This window comes from Ruminobacter sp. RM87 (assembly GCF_000701925.1).
GTDB lineage: Bacteria > Pseudomonadota > Gammaproteobacteria > Enterobacterales > Succinivibrionaceae > Ruminobacter > Ruminobacter amylophilus.
In genome coordinates this window covers 1-19,607 of record NZ_JNKD01000055.1, presented here as the reverse complement: position 1 = coordinate 19,607, position 19,607 = coordinate 1, and the positions used below count along the sequence as shown (strand labels likewise).

Here is a 19,607-nt window from a genome sequence, read left to right as displayed (position 1 = left end):
ATTTCTCTCACCATGCTCAGAATGCTTGAGCTCAGATTGAAACATCAGTACTCCGGCAGGAAAATAATAGACGGATTAAATTCTGCTATGGCAACAGAATTGTCCAAGGACATATATTCATTGAACAAAAGAGAGTCTGTAGTGGATGAGTTGGATAAAATCCTGGGGATCAAATTTGACTCCAGATATGTGAGGATTGAAGATTTAAACCGCTATCATTCAAAAATACTAAAATCGATGTACACAACACCTTAAAAGCTCGTTTTTGGCTTAAATACAGGGTTTGTCACCGATTAAGTATCAAACTCGGGAAAAAAGGCAGCCTCACGGCTGCCTTTTTCAGTACTGATTAAGATAAACTCGTGCCTACCATCTCAGTTCAGCGAGAGAATCGTCTGATACGCGATGATTGTAAACCACGATATGGATCTGTTCATCCGCAGCGTAGGCTTCAACGGTATAGGTATTGTGAGATACGGTGCTGAAGAATGAGCCTCTTGGAGATGCGGTACATTCATCCGCATAAAGATCCCTTTCATCTGCTGAAATTTCCACATTCATGCAGTTAAGACCGTTAAGAACCAGCTTTTCATCGATCTTGAAATGACGGTAGTTGTTGTAATCAATCTTATAGATCACGCCGCCGTTGGAATTGCGGTAATCTTCGATGTACAGATTCTTCAGGGTTCTGGACTTACCCATTACATATCCTGAAGGAGCGGTAAAAGCCAGAGCCTGAGAGGAACAGAATGCAAACAGTAAAGGAAGAACTAAAAGGGATAATTTTTTCATACACATGCTGATAATCAACGTTTTGAGCCACACACAATCACGGGAAAGCCTGAGGTAACAGAAACATCTGCGCCAATGTGTTTCTAAATCAGTTATGTTTGTAATTTTTATAGTGAACGCATCAGTGTCTTCCGGTGTTACCGGTTCTGGAATTTTTATTCCTGCCGAATCTCATTATTCATGAAATTCACCCCGTTTGACTTTTGAAAATATTAATACATTTTATTAACATTCACAATAGAAAATTAATAATTTTTTAACAACTGCATAAAATTTTTTAAACATTATCAGACTAAAATCAATAGCCGGCAATATATTAAACAAATAAGAAAGTGATGTTGTTTATCTTCTGTATTCCGATCAGATTAAGAACAGAAAAGCAGAACTGACGGCAACCGGAAAAAGGTAATTTATAAAAAATCCGACTGATACGTATATGAAATGTATATCCGTCTTAATGCCGGCGGATAATGTGAAGAAAACCGGAGGCCTTAAAATTCATCGTCCGGAGATTCTGCTGATAAGCTGAATACTGCGAGGAGCAGGAATCCTTATAAAATCCGGTTCTGCATGAGTCGCGTCGGGAATTCTCATGTTCAGAAATTCAACCGAGGACAGATCCGAAAATGAATCAAGATACAGGGAAAGAGAATACTGTTCATCGCCTGCCGCGGATTCCTCATTGATCAGGAAAGTGGCTATCACACTGTCTCTGCGGTAAACACTGCAGTCATCAGGAGGGGTAATATCCATTTTTCCCGCGAAATCAAAAGATTCGGCATCGCCGGAATCCGCCGCCGGCACAGAGAAGCTGAAGCGGTTCATGTCAGGCAGACCGTTTCCGCTGTACTTGACCAGCGTTTCCCTCACGGTCCAGAAATGAAAGAACCACTCCGCCTCTCTTTCCCCCGCTTCAGCCATCACCCTGTTCTCCGCCGCACTGTAATACTTTCCGGCAACATCATGCATGGTTTTGCGGAGCTTTATTTTTTCAAGATCTATGGAAGTTTCCGCATCGGCAAAGCTCATGTACAGAAAATTACCGCTGTGAGTGATGTTGAATCCTATTTTTTTACGGATACCGGTTCTCAGATAAAAGGACTCCGTCAGATAAGGCTTGCCGTGTTCGGAACAGCAGATATCCGTTTCAAGAAGTCCCCTGACTCCGCAGAACCCGGCAAGAGCGGAAGCCAGCATCAGCCTTCCGGTATAGTAGCTTATTCTTCTTGAAAGCACCCTCGAATAGAAGTCCTCGGGAATAAGCTGAGACACATACTCATGAACGGGAACGGAAAAAACATCTTCCGTAAGTCTGCATCTCAATACCTTTACTCTGCTCACCTCTGTCACCTTTAATCTGCCGTATCCGTTATCACCCCGTGAACACCATGCCGGCGTCACATCCCTGTCATGCCCTGTCTATTCCTGCACCGATGCTTCCTCATCCAGAGCCTCAAGCAGAAAGCTCACCGGACGAAATCCGTCGTTACAGGAAATCATGGCCGAACGGGGATTTTTCATCCAGCCGTCGTAAATGCCTGAACCGCCGCAGGCCAGAGTCATCACAAACGAGGAAATCGAAGTCCAGGCGCTTTCGCAGAAATCGTCCGGCTTTCGCCATCCGTCAGCTATAAAAACCATACCCTCCCGCATGTCACAGGGATGGGGTATGGGATTCTCATACTCTGCGATGAGATCGTCGTATCTCGAAATTCTCATTACGGTGATTTTTACTTTTTTCATGGCCGTTCCTCAAAAGCTTCATTACGTATTCTAACATCAGTTATGACAAACCATTACCGTATACAGGCCAAAAAATTACCTGCAGCCATACCTATTGCACACTTTATTATTCAGATTTGATTCTTTTACATGCTTTTTTATTATTGGAACTTATAACATCTTTATGCCTGTTAAAAAACATTAAGATTTTATACGCCATAAAAAACAGTACTTAAGAGACATTCCCGATATTTAAAACAGAAAACCACATCATTTTGAAGTAAATACGGATTTACGATTACATTCTGCCGATTTTGTTTGCAAACGGCGCATATCGTTTTAAAATCGACATGGAAAATAATTCAATCTGAAAAACAGTCAGGACACGCAGATGGAAGCTTACGCCAATATTGAACTGAAATTAAAGAACGGTACAACCCTAACCTTCGGCACACCTCAGGGAGAACCGGAAAAAGCCGGGTATCTTCTGGCTACCGCACCTTTCTGGAATAAAAACACCGGCGGAGTCATCAGCGGCGATGACGACGAAGCCTTTGAATTCATGACGCGTAATTTCAGGGGAAACGCATCGGAAAATGCCGACTATACCTATTTCATTGATTTAAACAGCTATTCAGCAGGCTTTTACAGAAACAACCGTGACGGCAGCCGTAATCCCCTGCTTAAAGCCTGTCTGCGTTTAAACAGTCAGAATCCCGTCATTGCAGAACACTTTGACAGTGTCCTTAACGGAATCAGGGATACCCCGGCAGCGCAGGCAGATGCCCTGAACCGGAATGAAGTTTCACCGGAACTTAAATCAAAACTCAAATGGGTCAGCCGCTACTTTAAAATCGCCGAACTGGTAAGCACCTGGTCAAAGGATCCGTCATCCAAGGTCGGAGCGATTATCGTCGGTGACAAGGGACAGATTATTTCCCAGGGATACAACGGCTTTCCGCGAGGAGTGGCGGATACTCCTGAACGCTACAACACCAGGGAAATCAAATACAAGCTGGTGGTGCATGCCGAAATGAATGCCATTCTGAACGCCCTTTACAACGGTTCTTCAGTTGTCGGCGCAGCCATCTACATTCATAATCTGCCGGTATGTCAGGAATGCGCCAAGGCCATTATCCAGGCCGGTATATCAGAGGTTTTTATTGATACAAAAGTCAATGAACGCTGGCAGGAAGCCTGGAACTTCTCCAAGGTAATGTTCAGTGAATGCGGCGTAAAGTGCTACTACTTCAATGAAAAGGAAAACACCCTCACTGACATTTAACCTGATTAAGGTTCTCATGCAGGTTATGCCGTACCGACTTTAAACATAACTTAAGGTACGGCGTAAACACTCTCTATATTTTTCCGAATTAACTTCATTACCGTCATTTTCCGCGGATCCGGCATATTCCGGAATTTATAAGTTTGCAACAGAGCCCCGGACTCTTCATTTTCTCCTGAAACCGCCGGTAAGACCGCCATTTCCGCCGCATGAACACCGCTCATAACCGACCGCACGGCAAACAGATGCGTGCAATATATTTTCTTTATGAGCAGAAATGTCCCGGACTCCTGAAAAAACAAGGTGCTGACGCTCCTGAAAAAACCTGAGATAACAGACGTTTTTTATACAAATGTGGTTAAAACTGCTCCATCGTCGCAAAAACCAAAGTTACAAACTTGTAAATTCATATCAATTTATAGTATATTATGCTAAGCAAATTTAAGAGATCTCTGACAAAAGATATTTAAATTTGCTTTCATTATAAAATTTAAATAAATAAAACATATTATTACATATATTCGTTTTTATAAGTTAAGTCGTATTATAAAATCATAGCATTGTGATATGTTTTTCTAAAAAATAATTATAAATTCGACAAACGTAAGGATACAGTATGAAAATTTCTACCAAAGGCAGATATGCTCTGAGACTGATGATTGAATTGGCGAAATTCGATCAGTCTTCTCCTGTGAGGCTCAAGGAACTGGCCGAAAGACAGAATATCTCTGAAAAGTATGCTGAACAGATCATCGGTCTGATGCGCCGTGGCGGCGTGGTCAGTGCAAAAAGAGGTACTCAGGGCGGTTATGAGCTCGCCAAAGCACCAAAAGACATTACCGTTGGAACCATTCTCAGACTTACCGAAGGTGATCTCTCCCCTGTTCCATGTCTGGAAAACAACGGGGTTCCATGTGAAAGAAAGTATTCATGTGCCACCTATCATCTCTGGGAAAAGCTTAAGGAAAGCATCAACTCAGTGGTGGACCACACCACAATCGCGGATCTTGCAGAAATGGATCGCGTTAATTTAAATGAAATCATGATGGGTGCAGGTATCTGATACCTGCCTTTATCCGGAATCTCCGGATGATATGATTTCACGTTCTGAATAGAATCAATTGTTACAGACGTTCTGACAGAAACGGAAACCGGCGGGTGAAGAAAGAAATTTCTTCGCCTCAGGTTTTCCTGTACTCAGAACTCATTCACCACAGCCCGCATCTGATTTAAGCCCATTCAGCGCATCACTCCATCCATCTGTTTTTGCACGGTGTTTCCGTAATCTGAAATATCAGAATCCGATTGATCTGCCATACGGCTTTTCAGCACGTATGTCTTAAACCGATGCCCGGAACAGTTTTTCAGTACTCAGTTTTCTGTCGGTTCAATCACCTTAAATTTAATACAGGATCCTGAAACTGAATTCAGAATCACTGACTGATGACAGGTTCAGTGCCGCACACCGAATGGAAGCTGCCGGACTGCGGATCATGAACAGTCAGGCTTGTCCGGTACCGAAAACACTATTCTCATGCTGTTTTCAGTAATTTTTCAGCCATAATATTTTGATACCTCTCACCTTTTAACATCAGGTGATATGTATAACATCACATTTTGAATATTACCTTTAAACAGAGATGCCGTTCTGAATTTACAATAGTTAATGTGTTTTTACCAAACATATCTCTTTTTCGGCAGGAAAGACTAGCCTATCCTCCATAACGGATGCCGGAAAGAATTCAGAAAACACGGATAAGACCAAAGAATAAAATACAGTAATCAAACTGCTGATAATTATAAAAATAAGACAGAAGGAAGCGCCGGTGAGAGTGGCGGCTTTCATAAACAAGGTGTTGCCGGAAGAGGCCTGATAATCAGTCATTTTTCTTTTCAGACATACCTGTGCGAGGACTTTATAAAAATGAACTTAAGACATGCATTTAAATTTAATTTCTTTAATAAAGATACGGATAATGCAGGTTTTTCAGGAACACATACCAGCGGGACTAATGAACAGAAACCGGAAGAATGCCCTGCTTCTTCCGAAACACGGGATGAAACCGGATCAAAGAAAGTCTATCTTAAATCTTTCAACAAGATTGTCATGAGAGATCAGGATACGCTTGTCATAAACAACAAGTATTCCATTACCAGACAGAATCTTGGCGGTTGTTTTCTCTATACCATCGGCAACCTGAATGAGTACTGGAAGGAAGACATCTCCTTCACTCAGTCATTCGACCATGCCGATCTGGAAAAAGTGGTTGATGACTCCCATTATCAGATCAGATACTTCCACTTCTCATTATGGGCTCAGGAGCGCTACTGCGGTAAACTGGTTCTCCGTTTCGGTTACGAAGATTCCACTCATGAATCTTCCCTCAAACTTTATGAATTCTTTAATATTGAAAATTACGAAAACGCCGAACAGGTAACAGCCTGATTTCCGGAATGAAAAACTGAAAACATTCCTGATGTTCTCAGACGGTATTATGCAGATTAAAGCCTGCTTTGAATTATTTCAGAGCAGGCTTGTGTTTTTAAAGCAGCTGAACCCGACAGCCTTTCCGCCACGGGCTTTACAGTCGGGACGGATATTACTGGTCGTCCGTAATATCTCCTGTTCTGGCATCAAGAGCCTTAATCAGCACATCGGGAGGAAGACCTACGGAAAAACCGCGCTGTCCGCCGCTTACCAGCATTTCCTTAAGAGCAAGCGCCCTGTCTGACACCAGGGTCATGGTTCTTTTCTTCTGACCGAACGGGCTGATACCGCCGCAGACGTAACCGGTAAGTCTTTCGGCATCGGCCGGCTTTACCATTTCGGCATTCTTGAGACCGGCAAGTTTGGCTGCACGTTTAAGGTTGAGATTGCAGTTCACCGGAATAACCGCGGTAACATAGGTTTTTTCATGATGAATAAGCAGAGTCTTGAATACCTCGTTCTGATCCCTGCCAAGTTTGGTTGCCGCCATATGACCGAAATCGGTTTTGGCATCACATTCATACTTATACATGCTGTACTGGATTTTATTACTGTCCAGAAATTTGGTTGCAGGTGTCATCATTTTCGTTATTCCCATTATTGAAAAAATCACCGTTTTTCCACGAGCTCCTGCTGACAGATAAAGAAGCACGCAGGCCGGCTTTTCGCATATCACTATGTATACTTTAAACTTTCTTTTCTGAAAATCAACCAAAAAGGTTAAGACCGGTATGCCGTAACGATTAATTGCAGGAGAACATTCAACCTGATTTATCATGCAGCATTCCGTGCATATCGTTCAGAACCGGCTGTTTCTTTTATCGGAGCGGAGAAGCACACCTGTAAGGTTCAGTCTGCAGAGGAGGCGGTAACCGACCATATCGGCAGCCGGTACAGGAACATTCCGGTAAATCGGACAGACAGATTACGGCTTGCCGCCTGAGATAATTCTGGAATCGGAATCAGCCGACCTTTACCCCGTGATTCTTAAGATACTTTTTGATTCCCTGGAAAGCTTCCCTGCTTATCATATGCTCGATACGACAGGCATCCTTGTCCGCAATTTCATCAGGGATGCCGAGAGTGAATTTCAGGAAGGCTTCAAGGTGCAGATGCTTGCTGTAAATCTCTCTGGCGCAGGTCTCACCCTTGGCGGTAAGAATCAGTTCATTTCCTTCACCGATGTCAAGATACCCCTTCTGTCTGAGCACTCCTATGGCACGGCTTACCGAAGCCCTGGAGAGATTAAGCAGATTGGCGATATCCACCGCTCTTACCCAGTCCTTTTTTCTGCGGAGTATAAGAATGGTTTCCAGATAGTTTTCACCGGATTCCAGAAGTTCGGTACTGTCAGGGAAATGAGAGCAGACCTCGGTCTCGGTTTCAGGAGCGGTCAGGCTGTTCCTGCTGATATAATCTTCTATCCCTTTTACCGTTTCATCGCTTACCACGTGTTCAATGCGACAGGCATCGATATCCGCCTGTACGACAGTGACACCGGTGGTATCAAGGAGAAACTTTACTAGACAGGCATGAATATGCATTACCCTTTCAGCCAGGTCGTTACCTGCGGAGGTCAGACTGATGAATCCGTCTTCCGTAACGGTTATCAGCCCGCGTTCCCTGAGGATTTTCACTGCACGGCTCACCGAAGGTCTGGAAAGACCAAGCTCTCTGGCAATATCGATGGAACGGACACTCTGCTTCAGTCCTCCAAGCTTATGTATCGTTTCAAGATAGTTTTCCATTGATTCATGTTCAATATGACTGGACATACCGCAACAACCCTACAAGTACATTAATCGTTATTCTTCTTATATTCCTACACTGAACAGAGCCGATTATGGCGGAATTCCGGACAGATGTGCATATCCACGTACGGAATACACGCATCATCCGCCGCAGGTACGGATGAATGATATCCGTCCTGAACCATAAGTCTTTCACGGTCATAACAGTAAAAAAACTTCTGAAGCAGCGGATAAAACCGCCGGCACAGACAGCCGTAAGAATGTATCCGTTATCCGTGAAATAAAAAATATCGGAAAGGCGTTATAACACGCCGAGTTTTGTTATCTGTTCTCTTTCTCTTGTCTTATTATAATAAAGCCTGAAAAGATCACCAAAGAAAAATCCTTACCCATACTGATTTTTTTTAGCTTTCTTCAATTTTGCGCCGTGAGATTTCCGGGTATTCACCGTATACACCGGAAAACCGACATTGCGGAAGAAATCAGATACCTGACGTAAAACAACGCATATTCGAGAAGGAGAACTTATATACCGCAGAAGTGCCGTAAACCGCGGATTTACGGCACTTCTGCAAAAGAATGGTGTTTGCTTGGTGTTTAAATATATGTAACGATACCATGCGAAACACCACAATATACAGTGTGTCAGTTTGTTCTGCTCGGTTCGAAAATTTTCCCTTCGTGATTATAGGTCAGATTAAACACCATGTTTGAGAGCCAGCTCTTAAAGGAAGGATTATCCTGGAACTGTTTGAACAGTTCCATATTATCTTTCATTATAGAAAGAATGACATTCTGTAAAGCTCGTTCGCTCTCCATCCTTGCATTTTGCTCATCAGAATTCTTCATGGCGTTCCTATACTTTTCATCTTTAGACACCATTCCCGGAATCTCCTGAATTTGCCGGAGAACATTATCAGCGTCGTTCCATTCAATATTTCCGAAAATATCATTAAACTGAGCGATGATAGAGGAAAGCGAATCCAGTTCAGGATTAACGATGCGACCACCACCTCCGGTTGGTACGGGATCAACCTCTGTATTCTTATCTTCAAGAATTATGGACATTGTGGCTTTAGCTTCATTACGGTAGCTTTCCAAATCTATTGTTTCTAAAATTCCTTTGGTGAAATCATCACTGGAAGGAGATGGCAGTTTAGGTACAAGGAAGTTCAGAAAAATAGAAAGGCGTTCCCAGTCAGCATTGCCATAAGGAAGAATTGCACCTAAAAAGCCATATGTTCTGCAAAATGCTTTAGCAGCCCCCTTGAATTCAACCTGAGATTCTGTATCCAATTGATTGTACCTTGCCACGCATGAATCAAGGATAAAATCAAAATGTTCACGCTTTTCACCATTCAGGTATTTGTTTACCAAAATCTTTACTTCGCTGTCGGCATATACATTATGTTTTACCATGAGCGCTATAAGGTCGTATAACTTATTTGGATCCGTTTCACTTGATAAGATTGTGGTTCTGTAATAACGTGAAAACGACTGTTTTATCAATTCCGGATCATTTGCAAAATCAAGTACAATGGTATCATACTTTTTCGGATGACAACGGTTAAGTCTGGACAGTGTCTGAACCGCCTTTATATCATAAAGGATCTTATCTACATACATTGTATGAAGAAGTGGTTCATCAAAACCTGTTTGGAACATGTCAGCTACAATAAGGATTCTATACGGATCCTTTTTAAATTCCTTAGGGATTTTACTATCGGAAAAACCATTAATTGATGCTGACGTAAGTGGCTTTTCTTGGCCATCACGCTTGTGTTCTCCTGAAAAGGCGATAATAGCCTTGTACGGGCTGTTTCTTGCCTTCAGACAATCTTCAACGGCATAGTAGTATTCAACACATCTAGGGATGCTGGCAGTTACGATCATTGCTCGTGCCTGGCCGCCAATCTTTCCCTTTTCTATCACCTGTTCATGAAAATGATCAACCATTATGGCAGCTTTTTTCTCAATGGTATACTTGTGGCTTTCGACAAAATTACGAAGTTTCTTTTCTGCCTTCTTTTTATCAAACTTAGGATCGTCTTTAACTGTTTTTAACAGTTTATAGAAACTATCGATAGGCGTGTAATTCTGAAGAACATCAAGAATGAATCCCTCCTGAATAGCCTGTTTCATTGTATAAACATGGAACGGTCTGTGTTTGGTCTCACCACAATCCTCATATGGCTCACCGAAGATTTCCAGCGTCTTATTCTTAGGCGTGGCAGTGAATGCAAAATAACTGGCGTTATGAAGCAGTTTCCGCCCATTCATCATTGCATTAATTTTATCTTCATTATCCATCTCTTCATCTGAGGCAAGACCGGAAAGAGCCAAATTCATCTGAGCTGAATTCCTGCCACTCTGGCCAGAATGCGCCTCATCAATAATAATGGCAAATTTGTTATTCTTATGCTCGGCTCCGATCTCAGGAACTACAAATGGAAACTTCTCTACAGTGGTTATTATTATCCGCTTACCATCCTGAATGGCATTCTTTAAATCGCCAGAATGTTCTGCCCACGCTACTGTACTGTGTATTTGGGCAAATTGTTTTATATTGTCTCTGATCTGCTTATCGAGAATTCGTCGGTCTGTTACCACTAAAACGGAATCAAGCATTGGTTTTCCGTTCTGTTCCAGCTCCATCAATTGATGGGCAAGCCATGTTATTGAATTTGATTTGCCTGAGCCTGCGCTATGCTGAATAAGATATTTTTTACCGACACCATTTTTCTTAACATCGTCAAGCAGTTTAGTAACGACATCCAACTGATGATAACGTGGGAAAATCTGAATTTCCTTTTTACGTTTTGTGTCTTCATCAACCTCAACAACTACCTGAGCATAATTTTCAATAATCAGAGTCAGTTTTTCTTTTGTAAGAATATCCTTCCAAAGGTAATCGGTCATTATGCCTTCAGGATTTGGAGGATTTCCTGCTCCGTCAAGATACCCCTTGTCGAAAGGAAGGAACCAGCTGTCTTTCCCAGCAAGTTTGGTACAGAATTTAATGCGTGCATCATCTACTGCAAAATGAACCATGCAACGCTTGAAACTGAATATCAAATCTCTTGGATCTCGATCTGATTTATACTGTTCCACGGCATTATTAACGTTCTGCTTGGTAAACTGGTTTTTAAGTTCAAAAGTTATAACTGGCAGACCGTTTATAAACACACATAAATCCAAAGCCAGTTTTGACGAATCATTGGAGTAGCGCAACTGTCTAGTTACGCTGAAAATATTCTTTTCAAAATTCTCTTTTGCCTTTTCATTATTTTCAGAAGGAGCAAGGTAGAACATTATAAGGCTTGCCGGGTACACGTTGATGCCGTTTCGCAAAACATCGATAATGCCTCGTTTGGCTATTTCTCCCTGCAAACGATTTAAAAATTGTCTTTTTTTCTGCTCGGAATGGAATACTCCGAGTTTTTCCATCTGCTCATACTGAGATTCATTTAAAAAACGAAAGAGTCTTGTTTCATCAATTGCATAATCTTTGTTGTAATCAGCATTATTACCTTCTTCGTAACCATTGTGCTCAACAAGCCATTTAACAATTAATGTTTCAAAACCACTCTCTCTGGTATCAGTAAATTTTGGCATAATCACTTCTCCTTCGTTTTTTTCTTAGCAGTTTTTTCTACTTCCTTTATGGTTTGCAGGTACGCCTCTTCAACCGGAGAAAGGTTCTGCACAAGAAAACGTTGGTATTCCCGATTTGCTTTATCCATTGCCTGCTTATGACTGATTTTTCCAGCACAAACAAGTATCTGTTCACCAGTAGTCGAGAGGATGCGGTCTAAATGCTCCACATAATCACTCATATGCATCGGATTGTGGCGCATTGCCTGAACTTCTGCGAAATCAAAATAACCAGAAACAATTCCGTTCAGAATTTTCAGTTCTTCTTCTGAAAGATAATTTTTGGCAATCCCTATATCTTTAGATGTCGGAAAATCTCCGGAAAAAGAAGTCAGCCCCATAAAAGGCTTGTCTGCATCAGCACGTTCGTAAATAACCTCGGCGGCTGTGTGTCCTTGGGCAGCGTAATGCAGTTTATTTTGAACCATCTTGAAAAAAGCAACAGATTCTCTGCTTTTAGGATCATAGTCAACACTGGTAGCGTACAAATCAAGAACCTGACGGTACATAACCTTTTCGGATGAACGGATATCACGGATGCGATCAAGAAGTTCCTTCCAGTAATTGCCACCTCCTAGGTTCTTCAGGCGGTCATCATCCATCGTGAATCCTTTGATAAGGTATTCTTTTAATCTCTCTGTTGCCCAGCGTCGGAACTTGGTGGCAACAATTGACTTTACTCGATATCCCAAAGATATGATCATGTCGAGATTATAATGAGTTACAGTTCTCGTAACTTCCCGGTCTCCCTCAATTTGAACTGTTCGGAATTTCCGAACAGTTGACTCTTCATCTAATTCTCCTTCCTCATAGATGTTTTTTATGTGTTCACTTATGTTAGCTTTACTGCTGTCAAATAGTTTTACCAACTGTAGTTGTGTTAACCACACTGATTCATCAACAAAACGAACATCGATCTTTGTTTTACCATCGTCAGTTTGATAAATAATCACATCACCTTGATTATTAGGAATAAGTTCATTTTTATCTGCCATAACTACCTATTCCTCTGGGCCTTCTTTGTTGTCAGAATTTGCTACTGTATCATTTTCTTCTTCCACAAATTCATATTCAGGAATTTCAATATTACGGACGTCAACTTTACCGGTAACGACATCTGCTATCAAGCGTTTCTTCAAATCTTCGAGGGTAATGATAATCTCTTTGTTTTTATTTATGGCGAGGTTGATTGGTTGCTCAACACGGTGTACAAGATTAAGAATCTGTTGTTGCTCATTAATTGGTGGAATTGCGATCATAAGGCCACGAATATCCTTAAAGCCAATACTCTGACGAACACCTCCTCCCATACCATAAAAAACTTTGCAGAGATCTGCTACATGAAGCTGCAATTGAAGGTACTCTGAAAGAATACCATCTCTCGATTTAAGACAAGTATACGCCGAGGTAATAATTCCGGTCTGGGTAACAATGCCAGTGCGAAGGCTCTTGTGATCGTTCTGGAGGTCTGTAAGTCGAAGGATAATATTACCGTTATATACAATCTGGTAGCCCTCAAAGCTTGCAGGAAGAAGACCGTCAGTTGTATTAATATCTTTGTTGATTATTTTCCCGTAGCTCAGAGACAGCAAGTTGTCCTCGATCATCCCTGTGTTCTTAATTTGTTGCTCTTCTGCAAACTGAATCAGAGATTTCTCATCCCAATGAGCTGGTATAGTTTTTACCCAACAGATGCTTGTTTTACGCCTAGGTATGTTCGTTGACTGCCCCATTATCAAATAACCAATTCTACTTCGCTTAAGTTCCTCCAATTCTTCAATTTTTCTTCTCTTAACAGAAATTAGTTTGTTGATACACGAAACCTTCCAATCCAGGAATTTCACGATCTGATCTTGTTCAGTACGGGGAGGAACCGGATAAAACTGAGAGGCAAACACTTCAAAACGGAAGTCAGAAGAACGTTCTCTTATTCCTCGATATAGAGACTGTATGTAGCCAGTCCTAGCCATCTCTCGTAATAACATCGCATAGTACTGATTATTACTATTACCTTTTGCCTGACATACACTATATACAGGAGTTCCTTTACCATCAGAATCGGAAACACCTATCGAACCCGCAAATGCATCCATGACATGGATAACTAGATCTCCTTTACGAATCCCTTGATAACCAATTTCCTTCAATGACTCGGTAAAACCTGAAATTCTACGATTTTTTCTTAAAGTTACTGTTCCATCACGAAAACATGTTACAACTTCATCGAATTCCCTCACTGGACGTTGCATTTTTGCAAACAAGTTTTTCCCTCGCATCAACCCCCAATGTGCAGGTATTCTTTCTATCCATGGAACGGGGTTATCCTTGTATTCACTGTATTTATTCATCACATCCCCTCCATTATTTCAGCAAGCACACCGTCAGCCTCTTTTTCTAAGGCTTTAAGACTTTCCAATATGTCACTCATTTCACGTAGTTCTATAGGCTTATAGAAATACTTGGTAAAACTGATTTCATACCCAATGGCTGTTTTTTCTTCATCTACGTATGCATCAGGAGCATATGACAACACTTCATTTTTCATGAAAGCATCGATACCACCTTCATATGTAAACGGCACATTTTCGGTATCACGTAGATCAACATCTGGCTCATCAATCGGCTTTGCTTGTGAATCTTTTTCGGTTATGAATGGGCGGATTTTTTTCAGAATTGTAGCCTTAAGTTTTGTGGCCTTGGCAAACGCAGTCCAATCATCTTTTGGTGTTTCCGGAGGAACAGATGCAAGAGCCTTTTTGGCAGTCTCCAATTCCTCTGCCTTCTTAAATGTCTCGGATGGGATCTCTCTATCAGAATATACACGCAGACGCAAAGGACGTTCAACAGTAATAGTCCAGTACGCAAACTCATCATTATTGAGAACCATGCTGACTTCGCTTTCTTCCATTTCTGTAAAAATGCGCACGATTTCATTACGGATCTCAGGAGTGAATTCGCAGTTTTTATTTCCCATATTCTTGCGAAGCGGAGACTTCATGGAGGTCGCATCGATCAGCTGAATTTTGCCTTTACGACGTTCTTCTTTTTTATTTGAAAGAACCCAAATAAAAGTCCCTATCCCGGTGTTGTAGAACATATTTTCCGGAACAGCAATTATTGCCTCTACAAGATCGTTTTCTATCAGATAGCGACGGGCATTACTTTCACCGCTTCCGGCATCTCCCGTAAAGATGGATGAACCATTATGTACCTCAGCAATGCGGCTGCCTAATTCGGTATTATTTTTCATCTTCGCCACATTGTTCAGTAAGAAAAGAAGCTGACCATCACTTGTACGAGGTATCATTTTGAGTTCAGATTCATCATTCAATTTGGTTTTGAATCTGCTGTCCTGAATATCGTCCTTTCCTCCCATTTTGTCAGCATCGGTCTTCCAGCTCTTCCCGTATGGAGGATTTGACAGCATGAAATCAAACTGCAATGTAGCATTTCCGTCCTGAGACAATGTTGAACCATAGCTTATATGTTCAGCTTCTTCACCGTCTCCCTTAAGGAGCATATCAGCCTTGGCTATAGCATAAGTTTCCGGGTTAATTTCCTGTCCGTACAGATGAATTGAAACCTTCTTTCCGTTGTTTTCTGCAAGAGTAAGGAGTCGATCATGAGCCACAGTAAGCATGCCACCGGTTCCACAGGCTCCGTCATAGCAGGAATATGTTGCATCTTTTATCTTGTCAGCGACAGGCAGAAATATTAAATCAGCCATCAGTTCAACAACATCGCGAGGAGTCCAGTGTTCACCGGCTTCTTCATTATTATCTTCGTTAAAGCGACGGATCAGTTCTTCGAAGATTGTTCCCATGCCGTGATTATCAAGACCAGGATGCTTAAGAATGGTTTTAGCTTCATCCTTGTATATTGGTTTTGGTGAAAGATTTATGTCGGAAGATATGAATTTTTCTACAACTGCGCCAAGAATGTCAGCGTCAAGCATGGTATCCAACTGATTGCGGAATTTAAACTTCTCCAATATCTCCTGAACATTAGGTGAAAAGCCATCCAAATAGGCTTCAAAATCAGCTTTGAGTTTTTGTTTTTTTGCTCGGCTGGTAAGGTCTCGCAAGCGGAATGGGGATGCATTGCAGAAAGCCTGACCTGCAGCACTGCAAAGTGCAGGCCACTGATTATCGACACCTGCGTCATCAAGCATCTTTTTCATATCAAGGACTGCTTCTTTGGTATCTTCCAATAATGCATCCAGACGACGAATAACAGTCATTGGAAGAATAACATCCCTGTACTTACCTCTTACATAAACGTCACGCAGGCAGTCATCTGCAATTCCCCATATGAAACTTACTATTGAATTATGTACCTGATTATCCATTATCCACCATTCCCAAAATTAACCTTTTTAAATATGCTCTTGTCATCTACTTAAAACAAACAGTAACACTTGTTCGAATCATAATTCAAACATGACAAGACATAATTTATCCGCAATATTTTAATTTCAAATTCACTGCATGATACCACAGTGCATACACAACATTCCGAGCAGAATTTCGCAAAATCGAAAAAACAATAGACTTTGCGCAATTTCTATGCTATTTAAAGTTCTATTCTCTTTATTTATCACTCACATACAACTTGCTATCCAGCCACCTTAAAGGGATATATATGTACCGACCTAAGACAACAAAGGAAGGTACAATCATGCAAACAAATATTAGATTCGATTTACAGCCAAAGCAGAGACCTAAACTCGCTGAAGAAATAGCCACGGCACTCCGTGCCATTCCGTGCTATCAGAAAGTACCGAGCATGGCTTACAAAATCGGAGACTGCACTTTAGAAAAGGACGGAACCTTACGAATTCCGGATACTGTAGATAAGGAAACAATTGAACGTCTGCTTATCCACTTAGCTGACAAGGGATTTACCGGAAGCACGGAACAGACTGAGGATAGGCTTATCAGATCCATGCCCAAAAACAGCTTCACCGAATCGGCTCTCGCCAATCTGCAGAAACTGATTGAGAACAAATCAGAACTGCTTGCACGAGCGTTTGTTACTGATAAGCTGGCTCTTGAAATCACGGAGGATAATGTAAGCTTTGCCTGGTTTCAGTTCACCACCAATCCCGATGAGGTGTCTGCCTACACTGAGTTTGTGAGCAGACTCTGCGATCTGGCAAGGAAGCTTAAACGGGTATCCTCCTGCACCAATCAGTCCGACAATGACAAGTACGCATTCAGGTGCTTTCTGCTAAGGCTAGGTTTCATCGGTGACGAGTACAAAAAAGCCCGTAAGGTTCAGCTTAAAAACCTCACGGGCAATTCTGCATTCCGCTACGGTAAGTAAAGCGATTCTAATGGTGCTCTGCTACTTTATCCGGAGCACCTTCACAGCCTCGGTGCGGATTAGTTTACCGTCAAGAAGCTCATAGGCTAAATAACCAATCTGCCCATTGATAGTGTTAACCTCCGGCTACATATTGTCAAAGTCAAATTTTGTAGACTCCATTCTGTCATTTTCATCAAATTCAACTAACAGATATCTGGAATAGATATCATCACGCCCCCTAACCATCAATTTATCAGATTTCTCTTTAAGAATTTCTCGTGTTTCTTCCCTAGTCATGCCGGGTTTTAATTTGAATGACAGATCGCAGAGAAGAGAATGTTCTTTTATTATTTCATCGGCTTCATCCCAATAATGTTCCCTTCCCACCATACAGGCAGGACCATCATCTTTACTCCAGATGACAGCGATATTGAGCTCATTACACTGATAAGATGATGATGCTGTTTCATCAGGAGTAAACTTGCTTTTATCAAAAATATTGAAAAAATGCTTTTCATATTTTGGGTATATTAATTTTCCGTTATACCAGACTTCAAAAAAGCCCTTTTCCATTCCCAGAAATTCAACAGCCTCAAGAAGTCCGTTTTCATCATAATCCAAACGCATACTGTAGTCTCTATAGATATCCGATCTTCCTTTAAACCACGGAGTATAAGTTGCATTCCCCATTGCCTTTCTGGCTTCTTCTCTTGTCATGTTGAAGACCAAATCCCCGATTGACTTATTTGGTATCCATTCAAAAACCTTCATATTAGACCTCCCAATTATTGTCTTCCAATTTGTTCACGAATTTCAGCATTTCTTTGATTTCTCGGTCGTACCAGGAACCAAATAGCGAACGGATAGTATTTATTTCTTTCAGAATAACCTCTTTTATTCTTCCATGTTTTATGAGTTTAATCTGGTTGGTTCTATAGTTTGCAGACAACTTACAGCGACCGTGAGATTTTGTATCTTGATGATCACTCTTAAGCATACGAATACACGGTGCTGTATTATAAGATAACAGTCCTGTGGCCTTGAGTGCCTCAGCACTTATTATGTGGTGAACATCGTAGATGGAACCGTCAGTGCAATATTTAACGTAATCATACCTGCCACCGGTTACGGGATTATTATCAAGCTCTGCTTTTTCCTCTTCACTTAAATCATCAAAGAAATAAGGATAAGGTCTGCCTGTTTTGGTATACAGTGTTACAAAACGATCTTCTGCAATGCCGTCGCTAAAGTATGAACTGTATTCAATAGTATCATTCTCATTATTCAGAAACACACCTGACGATTTATTCAGATTCACTTTATTTATTGTTGATATCGTCTGCTCTCTTTCAGCACAGGCACAACCGAGACCACACGCCAAACCTTTCATAAATGCCCGTTCAATATCTTTAGTGGTCACATTTTCTGATTTGTTTCTATTGACTTCTCCATAAATGTTTCTTTTGGCGATATATCTATTTCGGGAACATTCCCAACCTAAAGCATAGGCGTGTGCTATATCCTTTATCGATGAACTTTTTTGAGAGGAATTCTTGAACATCATTAACCTCATTTAAATAAAAAAAACAATTTGAGCAGCCTCATTGTCTTTACATGATGAATAACCAAAATGCTCTAATGCTACTTCATTTAATCTCACATCAGCAATTCCAATCGGTAGCTCGTTTAACACTTATATTATTAACACACTGGGCCAGATTTTTAACAGTAGAAAATATAAAACATCCAATTTTAATGTGCATATTGTGATTAGTATTTGTTTTTATATAATTGTTTGCTATTTCCTAAAAGGATATATTGACATTTATAAAATATTTATTTTATAAACTTTTATAGAAGAATCCATATCTTCATCCAGGCAATCAAATATCAACAACATCGTCATCTAAACACAAACAATCCTCAAAATCCGCAACCACAAACATAAAGCCTATTATTTTTGGTAGACATCGATCATATTTTTCATACAAACAATCCAATTACTGATGCAAAAAACCATAAAGATGTATCTCTCCTCATCTTCTTTCATCATCAAAGGAGAAATTAACCATCTGGTATTAAATGATGTTTCTTTCGATTTTATCCACAGATTATATCCCCGTTTGAATTAGCGTTTTTCTGCTTGGAGGCAGGGGGCCGAAGCTTTTTGACGCAGTTTTAGAGATTTGACCTCCCCCTGGGGTTGTAAAATGCTTAAATCTTAATCGTTCTTACCTCCTTTTTCCCATTTTGGTGACAGTAAAGTGTTAGTTTAGTGACAGTAAGGTGAAAGACAATATGAAACGACCTCCACGAATGAATGCAAAACGTGGATTTACCGTGTAAACTGTAGATGTCTATAAACAGATACGGATTTACCGCAAACATTAAATGAATTTAATACATGCATTGAATGAAGGTCGTTATGAATAAGATAATATATATTGGAATTGATGTCCACTCTTCTAACTTTACTTTGTGCTCTTTTGAACCAGGTTATGGCATGTCTGAAGATAAAATATTCGGTCAGGTGCAGTTTAAGGATGACCTGATTAAAAATACCGAGAAGTATATCTGTAATCTGAAATCACAGAGAAAGGACATTGAT

At 40.9% G+C, this 19,607-nt stretch carries 17 protein-coding genes; 6 read left to right on the top strand and 11 right to left on the bottom strand.

What is annotated here, in order from left to right; all coding sequences use genetic code 11:
* The coding region (locus T489_RS0109790; protein ID WP_031579855.1) for a hypothetical protein at positions 1 to 255 on the top strand (255 nt) is incomplete at its 5' end.
* Between the two features lie 111 nt (positions 256 to 366).
* Here T489_RS0109790 and T489_RS0109785 read toward each other — a convergent pair.
* From T489_RS0109785 to T489_RS0109775, 3 genes are all read right to left on the bottom strand, one after another.
* Positions 367 to 792: a hypothetical protein gene (locus tag T489_RS0109785; protein WP_031579854.1), complete on the bottom strand. Its 426-nt coding sequence runs from the start codon at positions 790 to 792 to the stop codon at positions 367 to 369.
* A 498-nt stretch (positions 793 to 1,290) separates the two neighbouring features.
* Positions 1,291 to 2,133 carry a 4'-phosphopantetheinyl transferase family protein gene (locus tag T489_RS0109780; protein WP_157608200.1) on the bottom strand — a complete coding sequence of 281 codons (843 nt, stop codon included), beginning with the start codon at positions 2,131 to 2,133 and terminating at the stop codon, positions 1,291 to 1,293.
* Between the two features lie 78 nt (positions 2,134 to 2,211).
* A complete protein-coding gene (locus T489_RS0109775; RefSeq protein WP_031579852.1) occupies positions 2,212 to 2,535 on the bottom strand; it encodes a TIGR04076 family protein in 324 nt (107 codons plus the stop codon).
* Between the two features lie 370 nt (positions 2,536 to 2,905).
* On the opposite strand from T489_RS0109775, the gene T489_RS0109770 reads away from it, so the two are divergent.
* The 3 genes from T489_RS0109770 to T489_RS0109750 all read left to right on the top strand — a co-directional run bounded on the left by T489_RS0109770 (position 2,906) and on the right by T489_RS0109750 (position 6,245).
* Positions 2,906 to 3,799 carry a deoxycytidylate deaminase gene (locus tag T489_RS0109770; protein ID WP_198020468.1) on the top strand — a complete coding sequence of 298 codons (894 nt, stop codon included), beginning with the start codon at positions 2,906 to 2,908 and terminating at the stop codon, positions 3,797 to 3,799.
* Between the two features lie 616 nt (positions 3,800 to 4,415).
* Complete coding sequence (locus tag T489_RS0109760) at positions 4,416 to 4,862, top strand: RrF2 family transcriptional regulator (RefSeq protein WP_031579849.1); 447 nt, start codon at positions 4,416 to 4,418, stop codon at positions 4,860 to 4,862.
* A gap of 861 nt (positions 4,863 to 5,723) precedes the next feature.
* Entirely contained in the window at positions 5,724 to 6,245 is a 522-nt protein-coding gene (locus T489_RS0109750; RefSeq protein WP_031579847.1) for a hypothetical protein, read from the top strand.
* Between the two features lie 154 nt (positions 6,246 to 6,399).
* On the opposite strand, the gene ybaK is transcribed toward T489_RS0109750, so the two are convergent.
* The 6 genes from ybaK to T489_RS0109715 all read right to left on the bottom strand — a co-directional run bounded on the left by ybaK (position 6,400) and on the right by T489_RS0109715 (position 16,040).
* Positions 6,400 to 7,065, bottom strand: coding sequence for a Cys-tRNA(Pro) deacylase (gene ybaK, locus T489_RS0109745; RefSeq protein ID WP_369791975.1), 666 nt, complete (start codon positions 7,063 to 7,065; stop codon positions 6,400 to 6,402).
* A gap of 184 nt (positions 7,066 to 7,249) precedes the next feature.
* Positions 7,250 to 8,062: a metal-dependent transcriptional regulator gene (locus T489_RS15240; RefSeq protein ID WP_198020467.1), complete on the bottom strand. Its 813-nt coding sequence runs from the start codon at positions 8,060 to 8,062 to the stop codon at positions 7,250 to 7,252.
* A gap of 621 nt (positions 8,063 to 8,683) precedes the next feature.
* Positions 8,684 to 11,653: a type I restriction endonuclease subunit R gene (locus T489_RS0109730; RefSeq protein ID WP_031579845.1), complete on the bottom strand. Its 2,970-nt coding sequence runs from the start codon at positions 11,651 to 11,653 to the stop codon at positions 8,684 to 8,686.
* 2 nt (positions 11,654 to 11,655) lie between these two features.
* A complete protein-coding gene (locus T489_RS0109725) occupies positions 11,656 to 12,687 on the bottom strand; it encodes a virulence RhuM family protein (RefSeq protein WP_031579844.1) in 1,032 nt (343 codons plus the stop codon).
* A 6-nt stretch (positions 12,688 to 12,693) separates the two neighbouring features.
* A complete protein-coding gene (locus T489_RS0109720) occupies positions 12,694 to 14,040 on the bottom strand; it encodes a restriction endonuclease subunit S (RefSeq protein WP_051621990.1) in 1,347 nt (448 codons plus the stop codon).
* Positions 14,040 to 16,040 (bottom strand): type I restriction-modification system subunit M, encoded by a 2,001-nt coding sequence (locus T489_RS0109715; protein WP_031579842.1) that lies wholly within the window; start codon positions 16,038 to 16,040, stop codon positions 14,040 to 14,042. The genes T489_RS0109720 and T489_RS0109715 overlap by 1 nt, the downstream gene beginning before the upstream one ends.
* Positions 16,041 to 16,369: 329 nt before the next feature.
* Between T489_RS0109715 and T489_RS0109710 the strand changes: the two genes are divergently transcribed.
* The gene (locus T489_RS0109710) at positions 16,370 to 17,017 is read left to right on the top strand and encodes a hypothetical protein (RefSeq protein ID WP_031579841.1); all 648 of its coding nucleotides are present in this window, start codon (positions 16,370 to 16,372) and stop codon (positions 17,015 to 17,017) included.
* Positions 17,018 to 17,143: 126 nt separating this feature from the next.
* On the opposite strand, the gene T489_RS0109705 is transcribed toward T489_RS0109710, so the two are convergent.
* Both T489_RS0109705 and T489_RS0109700 read right to left on the bottom strand, forming a co-directional pair.
* Positions 17,144 to 17,770 (bottom strand): hypothetical protein, encoded by a 627-nt coding sequence (locus T489_RS0109705; protein WP_031579840.1) that lies wholly within the window; start codon positions 17,768 to 17,770, stop codon positions 17,144 to 17,146.
* A gap of 1 nt (position 17,771) precedes the next feature.
* Positions 17,772 to 18,563 carry a hypothetical protein gene (locus T489_RS0109700; protein ID WP_198020466.1) on the bottom strand — a complete coding sequence of 264 codons (792 nt, stop codon included), beginning with the start codon at positions 18,561 to 18,563 and terminating at the stop codon, positions 17,772 to 17,774.
* Positions 18,564 to 19,424: 861 nt separating this feature from the next.
* Between T489_RS0109700 and T489_RS14965 the strand changes: the two genes are divergently transcribed.
* A partial coding sequence (locus tag T489_RS14965; protein ID WP_198020465.1) for a hypothetical protein occupies positions 19,425 to 19,607 on the top strand: 183 nt, incomplete at its 3' end.